The sequence below is a fragment of the Flavobacterium sp. AC267 genome (assembly GCF_979258715.1).
This window is the reverse complement of record NZ_OZ409875.1, coordinates 1,252,308-1,264,816: the sequence shown is the minus strand read 5'-3', so window position 1 is coordinate 1,264,816 and position 12,509 is coordinate 1,252,308. Positions and strand designations below refer to the sequence as shown.

Genomic DNA, 12,509 nt, shown 5'->3' with positions numbered 1-12,509 from the left:
GATTGAAAGATCTAAAACTTAAACAATGATTGAAGAATCATAGATTGTAGACAAAGATTGAAAAAATCTAAAATTATAAGATTGCAGAATATGGATTATGGACAAAGATTGAAAAATCTAAAATCTAGAATCTAAAATCTAAAATAAAAATGGAACGTAAACATTACACGCAAGAAATAAATATGACTGAAGCATTGATCGCTCGTATCAATGAATTGATCAGTCATTATCCGGAAGGCAAACAAAAATCGGCTTTACTGCCTGTTTTACATGAAGTTCAGGATGCACATAACAACTGGCTTAGTACTGAACTACAAGATAAAGTTGCTGAAATTCTTCAGATAAAACCAATCGAGGTTTATGAAGTAGTTACTTTTTACACCATGTTCAACCAAAAGCCAATTGGTAAATACATGTTTGAGTTTTGCCAGACTTCTTGTTGTTGTTTAAACGGTGCCGAAAATTTAATGGATTATACTTCTGAAAAATTAGGCATTAAAATGGGTGAAACAACTGCAGACGGAATGTTTACCATTGCCGGAGTAGAATGTTTAGGTGCATGCGGATACGCTCCGATGATGCAGTTAGGCGATTTCTACAAAGAAAAATTGACAGAAGAAAAAATCGATCAGATAATAGCTGATTGTAAAGAGGATAAAATAATATTACACGATAAATAAGATGTCACAAAAAATATTATTAGATAAAATCAATATTCCTGGAATTAAAACCTACGAAGTGTATCGCCAAAATGGTGGTTACGCCTCTGTAGAAAAAGCTTTAAAAACATTAACACCAGACGAAGTTACTGAAGAAGTAAAAAAATCGGGGCTTAGAGGCCGTGGTGGTGCAGGTTTCCCTGCGGGAATGAAATGGAGTTTTATTGATAAAAAATCAGGAAAACCAAGACATTTAGTTTGCAACGCCGACGAATCTGAGCCGGGAACTTTCAAAGATCGTTATTTGATGGAATACATTCCTCACTTATTGATTGAAGGAATGATTACTTCTAGTTTCGCTTTAGGCGCTAACCTTTCATACATCTACATTCGTGGAGAATATATGTGGGTTTTCAAAATTTTAGAAAGAGCAATCGCCGAGGCAAAAGTCGCAGGCTGGTTAGGAAAAAATATATTAGGTACAGGTTACGATCTTGAACTTCACGTTCACTGCGGAGCCGGAGCTTATATCTGCGGAGAAGAAACTGCACTTATCGAATCATTGGAAGGTAAAAGAGGAAATCCTCGTATTAAACCGCCTTTCCCAGCAGTTTCAGGACTTTGGGCAAATCCAACCGTGGTAAACAATGTTGAAACTATCGCAACGGTGCCATGGATCATTAACAATTCTGGTGATGATTATGCTAAAATTGGAATTGGTCGTTCTACAGGAACTAAATTAATTTCTGCTTCTGGACACATTAAAAATCCTGGGGTTTACGAAATTGAATTAGGTTTAAGTGTTGACGAATTCATGAATTCTGATGAATATTTAGGAGGAATGTCTTCAAGCCGTCCGTTAAAAGCATTTGTACCAGGAGGTTCTTCTGTGCCAATTTTACCAGCTGAATTGATTTTCAAAACAGCAAACGGTGAAGACAGATTAATGACTTACGAATCTTTAAGTGATGGTGGTTTTGCTACTGGATCTATGTTAGGTTCTGGAGGATTTATCGTTTATAATGACACTGCTTGTGTGGTAAGAAACACTTGGAACTTTGCTCGTTTCTACCACCACGAATCTTGCGGACAATGCACACCTTGTCGTGAAGGAACTGGATGGTTGGAAAAAATATTATGGAGAATTGAAAACGGTCAAGGCCGTGAAGAAGATATCGAATTATTGTGGAGCATTCAAAGCAAAATTGAAGGAAACACAATTTGTCCGCTTGGTGACGCAGACTTCTTGGCCAGTAGCAGTTGCAATTCGTCACTTTAGAGATGAATTCGAATATCACGTTCGTTTCCCTGAAAAAAAATAAAAAATAGAGATCACTTTGTTACAGAGCCATTCTCACAAGTGAAACATTTAGTGGGCGGTAAAGTAATCGTATAAAAACAAATAGCAGAAAGTTATAAAGTTCATAATGTTAAAAAGGACAGCAATTCTTTTCAATATTCCGACTTTCAACAATGAAGTTTAAAATAGTTTCAAGTTTCAAGTTTTTTTAGTTTCAAGCTCAATCTGAAACTTTAAACATGAAACTAAAAAAACAAAATAAAGAGATGAAAGTAACCATAGACGGTCAAAGTATAGACGTAGAGCCAGGAACAACGATCCTGCAGGTCGCACGTATGATTGGTGGAGATTTGGTACCGCCAGCCATGTGCTATTACTCAAAATTAAAAGGCGGCGGAAAATGTCGTTGTTGTTTAGTTGAAGTTTCTAAAGGTAGTGAAGCTGACCCAAGACCAATGCCAAAATTGATGGCATCTTGTGTAACAGGATGTATGGACGGAATGGAAGTAAACAGTAAATCTTCTGCCAGAGTTACGGAAGCCCGTAAATCTGTAACAGAATTTTTATTGATCAACCACCCATTAGACTGCCCTATTTGTGATCAGGCTGGTGAATGTGATCTTCAAAACTTAAGTTTTGAGCACGGAAATCCGAAATCACGTTTTATTGAAGAAAAAAGAACATTTGAACCAGAAGATATTGGTCCAAATATTCAACTGCATATGAACCGTTGTATTTTATGCCAAAGATGTGTACAAGTTGCAGATCAATTAACAGACAACAGAGTTCACGGAGTATTAGATCGTGGAGATCATGCTAATATTTCAACTGGAATTTCTAAAGCAATCGACAATGAGTTTTCTGGAAACATGATTGACGTTTGTCCGGTTGGAGCTTTAACAGACAAAACTTTCCGTTTTAAATCAAGAGTTTGGTTTAACAAACCTTATAACGCACACAGAGAGTGTACAACTCCAGGATGCTTGCGGTAAAACTACAGTTTGGATGTTTGGAGGAGAAATTCAGCGTGTAACTGGTCGTAAAGACGAGTACCATGAAGTTGAAGAATTCATTTGCAACAGCTGTCGTTTTGAGCACAAAAATGTGAGTGACTGGGTTATTGAAGGACCAAGAGAATTTGAAAAAGATTCTGTTATCAACCAAAATAACTACACTCAAAAATTAGAGAAGGTACAAATCGATACTGAAAAGAATATTCTTATGGGTAGAGATATTGACCGTAAAAAGATTAGTATGGCTGAAATTCCATTAAACACTAACAACAAAAATTCTTAATGATGGTAGATGGTGCGTTTATTATAGAAAAGAGTGTTGTAATTGTTGTGGTTTTTGCCATAACAATGATTATGGCAATGTATTCTACTTGGGCTGAACGTAAAGTTGCGGCTTTCTTACAAGACCGTGTTGGACCAAACCGTGCAGGTTGGGGAGGTTTATTACAGTCGCTTGCCGATGGTATGAAATTATTCTCTAAAGAAGAATTTTTCCCAAACACGCCAAATAGATTTTTATTTGTTGTAGGTCCTGCAATTGCCATGAGTACAGCCTTAATGACAAGTGCTGTTATTCCGTGGGGAGATAGACTTCATGTTTTTGGAAGAGAAGTAATTCTTCAGGCAACTGATATTAATATTGCTTTATTATACATTTTTGGAGTTCTTTCAGTTGGAGTTTACGGGATCATGATTGGTGGATGGGCTTCTAACAATAAATTCTCCTTAATGGGAGCTGTTCGTGCGGCTTCTCAAATGGTTTCTTACGAGGTTGCAATGGGATTATCAATGATTGCTTTATTGATGATGACTGGAACAATGAGTTTAAAAGAAATGTCATTACAACAACAAGGTATGAACTGGAATGTATTCTATCAGCCTTTATCGTTTTTAATTTTCTTAATCTGTTCATTTGCAGAGACAAACAGAACTCCTTTTGACTTAGCGGAATGTGAGAGTGAATTAATTGGAGGTTACCATACAGAATATTCGTCAATGAAAATGGGATTCTATTTGTTTGCTGAGTATGCGAGTATGTTTACTTCTGCAACTATTATTTCTGTATTATTCTTTGGAGGATATAACTATCCAGGAATGCAGTGGATGGTTGAAAATGTTGGAGTTAATGCAGGTAACTTATTAGGAATTGCAGTATTGTTTGCAAAAATATGTTTCTTCATCTTTTTCTACATGTGGGTTCGTTGGACAATTCCAAGATTTAGATATGACCAATTAATGAATTTAGGGTGGAGAATTTTGATTCCGCTTTCGATTATTAATATTATGATTACGGGTGCTGTTATTTTAAGACACGATATCGCATGTTGCCTTAGGATTCTAAGAACCGTAATGCCCTAGCCCTGATAGAAGCGCATCCTTTTATGGTCTCGTTTTTAAACGAGATAAAAGATACAGCAGATAGCAGGATTAAGCTTCAAATAAAAACAAAATAGATTTTGAATTTGATTACACTCAAATTGTAAATCATAAACTATAATAGTAAAAATGTCAATAGAAACTATATCATTATCGGGTAGAAAAAAAGATGGTCTCTAATAAAGAGATGACTTTTTTAGAGCGAATGTATCTTGTGGCGATTGTAAAAGGATTGTTTATTACTCTTAAACATTTATTCAGAAAAAAAAGTGACGATTCACTATCCTGAGCAAGTGCGTACAATGAGTCCGGTTTATCGCGGGCGAGCACATGTTGAAACGTGATGAGCAAGGTCGTGAGAACTGTACTGCCTGTGGGTTATGTGCTTTATCATGTCCAGCAGAAGCCATTACTATGAAGGTTTGCTGAACGTAAGTCTGATGAAAAACATTTGTATAGAGAAGAGAAATATGCTGAAATCTATGAAATAAATATGCTTCGTTGTATTTTCTGTGGTTTATGTGAAGAAGCTTGTCCAAAAGACGCTATTTACTTAACTACTTCTAAAGTTTTAGTTCCTGCAAGTTACGAAAGAGAAGATTTCATTTTCGGGAAAGACAAATTAGTTATGCCTTTAGAAATGGCTATGAAAAATGCTCAACTTAAAAACGCTAACTAAAAATGATACATATTCCTGATTTTGCGCATGCAACTACTGTTCAAGTTATCTTTTGCTTTTTAGCGTTTATTACTGTTATCACAGCTTTCTTGACAATTTTCAGCAGAAACCCAATTCACTCTGCTATTTACTTGGTGATTTGTTTCTTCTCGATTGCTGGTCATTATTTATTATTAAATTCTCAGTTCTTAGCAGTTGTACACATAATAGTCTACTCCGGAGCTATTATGATTTTATTCCTGTTTACCATTATGTTGATGAACCTAAATGAACAGCGAGAAGTACACCGCCCTAGAATTACACGTTTGGGAGCTATTGTATCTTTCTGTTTGATACTAATTGTTTTGATTACAATTTTCATCAATTCGAAACCAATTGTTGGTGAATACGATTCTACAGGAGAAGATTTCCAATCGATTAAAGTTTTAGGTAAAATATTATTGAACGAATACATGGTTCCGTTTGAATTTGCTTCGATCTTACTTTTGGTTGCAATGATTGGAACGGTTCTATTGTCTAAAAAAGAAAAATTAAATAAATAATGGGTAATATATTAAATCAAATAGGTATTGAAAACTACATCTTTTTAAGTGTTGTACTTTTCTGTATTGGTATTTTTGGTGTATTGTACAGACGAAATGCTATTATCGTTTTCATGTCTATCGAAATTATGTTGAATGCGGTAAACCTTTTATTTGTTGCTTTTTCAACTTATCATCAAGATGCGCAAGGACAAGTTTTTGTGTTCTTCTCGATGGCGGTTCTTTGCAACCGAAGTTGCGGTAGGATTGGCCATTTTAGTTTCTATTTTCAGAAATATCGGCTCAATTAGTATCGATAATTTAAAAAATTTAAAAGGATAATCAGAAATGGATACCAATTTAGCTTTAATTTTAGTTTTAACTCCTTTACTAGGTTTTCTAGTAAATGTCTTTTTTGGAAAAAGCTTAGGAAAAACAGCTTCTGGAGCAATCGGAACAGTTGCTGTAGCAATTTCTTTCGTAGTTACCCTTGTCTTATTTAATCAGATTACCCAAACAGGACAGGGAATTCAAGTTACTTTATTTGATTGGATTCAAATTAGTAACTTAAAAATCAATCTCGGATTTTTACTTGATCAATTATCTGTTCTTTGGTCGCTTTTTGTAACGGGAATTGGATCTTTGATTCACTTATACTCTATCAGTTACATGCATGATGACGAAAACATGCACAAGTTTTTTGCTTACTTAAACTTGTTCATTTTCTTCATGATTACACTTGTAATTGGAAGTAACTTATTAGTTCTTTTCATCGGATGGGAAGGTGTTGGACTTTGTTCTTACCTGTTAATTGGATTCTGGCATAAAAACCAAGATTACAATGATGCTTGCTAAAAAAGCTTTCATCATGAACAGAATTGGAGATTTAGGTCTTTTGATCGGAATGTTCATTATCGGTTCGATGTTTTCTACATTAGATTATGCAACTTTAAAAACTGCAATTGCCGGAGCTTCAAATTTAAACTTACCACTACTATCTTTAGTCGCCTTATGTTTGTTTATTGGAGCTTGTGGTAAATCTGCTCAAATTCCGTTATACACTTGGTCGCCTGATGCAATGGCTGGGCCAACTCCTGTGTCTGCATTAATTCACGCCGCAACAATGGTAACAGCTGGTATTTTTATGGTAACCAGATTAAACTTTGTTTTCGATCTTGCGACTGATGTACAAACTGTAATTGCAATTATTGGAGCTGTAACTTCATTAGTGGCGGCAACAATTGGTTTAGTGCAAACAGATATTAAAAAAGTATTAGCTTACTCTACAGTTTCTCAATTAGGATTAATGTTTTTAGCATTAGGATTTGGAGCTTATGAAGTAGCTGTTTTTCACGTAATCACACACGCTTTCTTTAAAGCTTGTTTATTCTTAGGTTCTGGATCTGTTATTCACGGATTACACGGAGAACAAGATATGCGTAAAATGGGTGGATTGCGTAAAGCAATGCCTATTACTTTCTGGACTATGTTGATTTCTTCATTGGCAATCTCAGGAGTTCCGTTTTTCTCTGGATTCTTTTCTAAAGATGAAATTTTAATGACAGCTTTCCACCACAGTATTCCATTATATGTTGTTGGATCTATTGCTTCAATCATGACAGCTTTTTATATGTTTAGATTAATGTTTTTAACTTTCTTCAAAGAATTTAGAGGAACTGAAGAGCAAAAACATCATTTACATGAAAGCGGTTCTCTTATTACTATTCCACTTATCATTTTAGCTGTTTTGGCAACTTTTGGAGGATTAATAAGCTTGCCAGGAAACAGCTGGTTAAATGAATATTTAGCTCCACTTTTCACAAAAGCGACGGGTGAAGAGCATCATTTAGGCCCAACAGAATACACTTTAATGGGTGTAGCTGTTTTAGGCGGATTACTTGGAATTTTAATTGCTTATGTGAAATACTTTAAACAAGATAATGTTCCAGAATCTGATGAAAACATTGTTGGTATAAGTAAATTACTATATGATAAATATTATGTAGATGAAATCTACGATGCAATATTTGTAAAGCCAATCAATGTTTTATCTAAATTCTTTAGAGATCATGTTGAAACTGTTTTATCAGTTGCTGTTTTTGGATTAGGTAAAATAGCAAATGAAATTGCTTTTCAAGGAAGAAAATTACAAACCGGAAGTATAGGTTTATATCTATTTGCTTTTGTTTTAGGACTTTGTGCAATTGTTTCCTATATATTTTTAGCTCAATAATATTATTACTATGAACGTTTCTACTATATTAATTATACTTTTAATTGGTGCATTTGCCACTTATTTTTCTGGTGACAAACTGGCTTCGAAAGTTGCTTTACTTTTTAGTTTAGCTGCTTTAGGATGTTCAATTGTATTATTGAATAATTTTTCTGCAGGTGAAAATATCAGCTTTATCAACAGCTGGATTACACAGCCAAACATTTCTTTTGCTTTAAATGCTGACGGACTTGGTCTTGCAATGGTTCTATTAACTACAGCTTTAACTCCGATTATTATATTCTCTTCTTTCGGAAATGAATACAAAAATGCTAAAGCTTTTTATGGTCTGATCTTGTTTATGGCTTTTGCAATGACAGGAACTTTCTTAGTCTGCTGATGGTCTTTTATATTATATTTTCTGGGAGCTGGCTCTTATTCCAATTTACTTTATTGCTTTAATCTGGGGTAATGGTGATGCTGAAGAACGCAGAAAAGCGGTGATTAAATTCTTTATTTACACACTTGCGGGTTCTTTATTCATGTTAACTGCATTTATTTATTTGTACCAAAAAGCAGGTTCTTTCTTAATTGAAGATTTATATAAAGTAGAATTATCTGCTTGTGAACAGTTTTGGATATTCTTGGCTTTCTTTTTAGCATATGCTATCAAAATTCCAATTATTCCTTTTCACACATGGCAGGCAAATGTGTACCAAAAAGCACCAACTGTTGGAACAATGCTTTTATCTGGTATTATGCTAAAAATGGGATTGTATAGTGTAATTCGCTGGCAATTGCCAATTGCACCACTTGTCGCTAAAGAATACATGTATATCTTTATCGGATTAGGAATTGCTGGTGTAATTTACGGTTCAATTGTTGCTTTGAGACAAAAAGATTTAAAGAAATTATTAGCTTATTCTTCTCTTGCTCACGTTGGATTAATTGCTTGCAGGATCATATACTTTAACTCTTGATGGTTTAAGAGGTGCTGTATTGCAAATGATCGCACACGGTTTTGTGGTAGTTGGATTATTCTTTGTTGCCGAAGTAATTTTTAGAAGATTTGAAACTAGAGAAATTGACGGAATGGGCGGTATTCGTACGCAGTCTCCTAAATTCACATCAATGTTTTTAATCTTGGTATTGGCTTCTGTTGTAGCGCCAAGTACATTTAACTTCGTTGGAGAATTTACAGTATTATATAGTTTATCTCAAATCAATATTTGGTTTGCTATTCTTGGAGGAACAACAATTATTTTAGGAGCTTACTATATGTTAAGAATGTTCCAGCATGTAATGTTAGGTGAAACCAATGCTAAAACCTTTGCAGATGTTTCTTTAAACGAAGGAATTTCATTTGCTGTAATAATTGCTGTTTTGTTGTTCTTTGGATTTTATCCAAAACCAATTACAGATTTGATTACACCAAGTTTAGAGGTAATATTGAATGTAATAAATAAGTAAAACCTCTATGAAAAATAAATTATTATTCATACTGTTACTATTTATCGCCAAATTATCTGCGCAAGAAAAAACAGATGTCCAAATTAAATTAGATAAAATAAACGAAATTTTAGATACAAAAGATCCAAGCATTTATCGATATAATGTTTTTACGGTTGACACTGAAAAGCTTTACATCTGGGATTATAATAAAGTAAATACGCAGAACGCTTTTACGCATAATATTCCAGTATCAAAAATTGATCTCAATAAACTGAAGGTCAAAAAAGACGATAAAGGACTTAAAATAATGATTGTATCAGACGGAGCACCAGCAATGCATCTTTATACATTTACAAGTTTGAAAAAAGAATACGGTGTTTTTATCGATACAAAAGAGAATGGAGAAACTGTCATAAATTTATTGAAAGAAATTGCACTGCTTTTTTCTCAAAACAATCAACTTATGGTTTCTAAAACAATAACGAATTAAAAAAAATGAATACATTAATAGCAATTACAGGATTGGGTATTTTCTGCCTATTATTCGAAATTCTTAATTTAAGAAAAGCCATCGTTCCTTTTACCATTTTAGGTTTACTAGGCGTATTGGCACTTAATTTCTATGAATTTGGAACCGAACAAAGTTATTACAACAATATGATAGCAGTGAGTAAGTTCTCAACTGCATTTTCATCATTGTTTATCGTTTTGACGATTTTCCTTGTAGCATTAAGCCATAATTTTTATCACAAGCATCCAACAAAAATCTCCGATTTTATTGCAATTAAAGTGTTCTTATTAGCTGGAGCTGTTGCAATGGTTTCTTTTGGAAACTTAGCAATGTTCTTTTTAGGAATTGAAATTTTATCAATTGCATTATACGTTTTAGCGACCAGCGACCGATTGAATCTAAAAAGTAACGAAGCTGGTATGAAATATTTCTTAATGGGATCTTTCGCATCAGGAATTATCTTATTCGGAATTTGTTTGATTTATGGTGCAATGGGAAGTTTTGATATCAGCGAAATTCACGAAAGTGCTCTTTCTGCAGAATTGCCAATCTGGTTTCCAATCGGAATGATTTTAATGGTAATTGGAATGTTATTTAAAGTTGTCGCCGTTCCTTTTCACTTCTGGGCTCCAGACGTTTACGAAGGCTCTCCAGCTTTAACAACAGCTTTGATGAGTACTTTGGCAAAAGTAGTTGCTATTGCTACTTTATTTAAATTAATTGCTGGTATGAACTTCATTGCTTCATTAGAAAACCAAGATCTTTTACATACGTTTGAAGTTATTGTTGTTATTATTTCAATCGCTTCAATGTCTGTTGGTAATATTATGGCATTAAGACAAGTAAATGTAAAACGTATGCTTGCGTTCTCTGGTATTTCTCATGCTGGTTTCATGTTAATGACATTATTAACGGTTTCTGCTTCAGCTGGCGTTTTATTATATTACACTGTTGCTTATGCATTGGCGGGAATCGCCGCTTTCAGCGTAATCTTATATGTGTGCAGAGATCATGACAATGAAGATATTACAAACTTTCATGGTTTAGGAAAAACAAATCCGTTATTGGTCGCTATACTTACAGCTTCATTATTATCAATGGCCGGAATTCCGATTTTCTCTGGATTCTTTGCTAAGTTATTTTTATTCAACCAAACAATTCAAGCAGGATATATTGGTTTGGTAATTGTTGCTGTAATCAATTCTATCATTAGTGTGGGATACTATTTCAAACTAATTATTGCCATGTATTCTAAAGAGCCAAATCAAGAAAGAACTGGGAAACCATTTCTTATTTATCGTCATGCGGTTATATCAATTACATTAAATATCGTATTAGGTTTATTCCCTTCATTAGTATTAAACCTTTTGAAATAAGAAATACACTTAATTAAAATATAGTAAAATCCATCAAATTTAGTTTTGGTGGATTTTTTTTATATACGATAATTACAGAAGAGAAATTCATGTTAAAAAATTCTCTCACTTCATCGCACTTCAAAAAATCTCCATATATTTGGGTTCAATTAAATGTATATAAATTATGAACTTTAATTCTAAAAATCCATTTTTAAACAGCAAACGTTTTTCTAGTGCTACTTCAAAAGCAGAAGAAGTACACCAAGCTCAAATTATTGATTACAATCAAGAAATGACGGTGTCTGGAACAATGAACAAAACAGCAATCTTGTTTTTAATTTTATGCGGAGCCGCTATGGTAACCTGGTGGATGGCTTTTAACGGAATGAACCCAATGTCGCCAACTATTGGAGGTGCAATTGTCGCTTTTATTCTTGTAATCGTTTCTGCTTTTAAACCTCAAGCTTCACCATATTTAGCTCCAGGATATGCTTTATTTGAAGGTTTGTTTATTGGAGGAATTTCTGCAATATTTGAACTAAAATTTCCAGGAATTGTTATTAATGCCGTTGGAGCGACTTTAGTAACTTTCTTAGTTTGCCTTGGTTTATATAAATTCAAAATCGTTAAAGTTACAGAACAATTTAAATCTGTTGTTATTGCGGCTACATTGGCAATTGCGACTTATTATTTAATTTCCTGGATTGTATCCATGTTTACAAGCTTTACTCCTGTTCATCATGGAAATTCAATGATGAGTATTGGTATCAGTGTTTTTGTAATCATTATAGCGACTCTTAATCTTTTCTTAGATTTTGATTTAATTGAAAAAGGAGCAAAAGAAAGAATGCCAAAGTTTATGGAATGGTATGGTGCAATGGGACTAATGATTACATTGGTTTGGTTGTATATCGAATTCCTAAGACTTCTAGCAAAACTATCCAGTAAAGATTAACATACACATATTTCGATATTGAAGCCTTTTTGAGTAAAATCAAAAAGGCTTTTTTTTTATGTTTATCATCAAAATAATCACTTAGCTTCGGAAGAAAAAATTTAATTTTCTATGTTTTTTTTAAGCTTATTCTTTGATAGAAATCAGTAAAAGAAACCAATTTCTTACAAAAATAGAAATTGTAATTTTTGTAATAAAAAATATTACGCTTTTAGCAAATTTATATGCTATTAAAAATCAAATTCGCAAAAAGCTAATAAAATCAAGCCTTTTCATCAAAATAGAAATGTGCAATAAATTACAATTAATGCAATTTATTACATTTTTAACAACAAAAATGTAATTACATTTTGTTTTATTCTTTTTTAAAACAAATTATTTACGGATTTAAGAATTAATATATATTTTTGTGTAATCGATTACAATTAACCACTAGTGTCGATAGTAAAACCACTTACTAATTATTAACAAT

At 33.4% G+C, this 12,509-nt stretch carries 6 protein-coding genes and 6 pseudogenes; all 12 read left to right on the top strand.

All coding sequences use genetic code 11. From position 1 onward, the window contains the following. Nucleotides 1-149 precede the first annotated feature (149 nt). The 12 genes and pseudogenes from ACZZ95_RS06665 (at nt 150) to ACZZ95_RS06610 (ending at nt 12,037) form a co-directional block, all read left to right on the top strand. A complete protein-coding gene (locus ACZZ95_RS06665) occupies nt 150-680 on the top strand; it encodes an NADH-quinone oxidoreductase subunit NuoE family protein (protein ID WP_463468472.1) in 531 nt (176 codons plus the stop codon). A gap of 1 nt (nt 681) precedes the next feature. Then, a pseudogene (gene nuoF / locus ACZZ95_RS06660) lies at nt 682-2,055 on the top strand (NADH-quinone oxidoreductase subunit NuoF). 170 nt (nt 2,056-2,225) lie between these two features. After that, nucleotides 2,226-3,255, top strand: a pseudogene (locus tag ACZZ95_RS06655) (NADH-quinone oxidoreductase subunit G). Next, on the top strand, nt 3,255-4,331 hold the full coding sequence (gene nuoH, locus ACZZ95_RS06650; RefSeq protein WP_463468471.1) for an NADH-quinone oxidoreductase subunit NuoH: 1,077 nt from the start codon (nt 3,255-3,257) through the stop codon (nt 4,329-4,331). Before ACZZ95_RS06655 ends, nuoH begins: the two are co-directional and overlap by 1 nt. A 147-nt stretch (nt 4,332-4,478) precedes the next feature. Continuing rightward, nucleotides 4,479-5,028 (top strand): annotated as a pseudogene (locus tag ACZZ95_RS06645) (NuoI/complex I 23 kDa subunit family protein). A 2-nt stretch (nt 5,029-5,030) separates the two neighbouring features. Then, on the top strand, nt 5,031-5,570 hold the full coding sequence (locus tag ACZZ95_RS06640; protein ID WP_095953690.1) for an NADH-quinone oxidoreductase subunit J family protein: 540 nt from the start codon (nt 5,031-5,033) through the stop codon (nt 5,568-5,570). Further along, nucleotides 5,570-5,891, top strand: a pseudogene (gene nuoK, locus ACZZ95_RS06635) (NADH-quinone oxidoreductase subunit NuoK). The gene ACZZ95_RS06640 and the pseudogene nuoK overlap by 1 nt, the downstream one beginning before the upstream one ends. Before the next feature lie 6 nt (nt 5,892-5,897). Beyond that, nucleotides 5,898-7,782: pseudogene (nuoL, locus tag ACZZ95_RS06630) on the top strand (NADH-quinone oxidoreductase subunit L). Nucleotides 7,783-7,792: 10 nt separating this feature from the next. Then, a pseudogene (locus tag ACZZ95_RS06625) lies at nt 7,793-9,231 on the top strand (complex I subunit 4 family protein). Between the two features lie 7 nt (nt 9,232-9,238). Further along, complete coding sequence (locus ACZZ95_RS06620; protein WP_463468470.1) at nt 9,239-9,703, top strand: hypothetical protein; 465 nt, start codon at nt 9,239-9,241, stop codon at nt 9,701-9,703. Between the two features lie 5 nt (nt 9,704-9,708). After that, nucleotides 9,709-11,100 (top strand): NADH-quinone oxidoreductase subunit N, encoded by a 1,392-nt coding sequence (locus tag ACZZ95_RS06615; protein WP_463468469.1) that lies wholly within the window; start codon nt 9,709-9,711, stop codon nt 11,098-11,100. A gap of 166 nt (nt 11,101-11,266) precedes the next feature. After that, on the top strand, nt 11,267-12,037 hold the full coding sequence (locus ACZZ95_RS06610; protein ID WP_463468468.1) for a Bax inhibitor-1/YccA family protein: 771 nt from the start codon (nt 11,267-11,269) through the stop codon (nt 12,035-12,037). Nucleotides 12,038-12,509 lie beyond the last annotated feature (472 nt).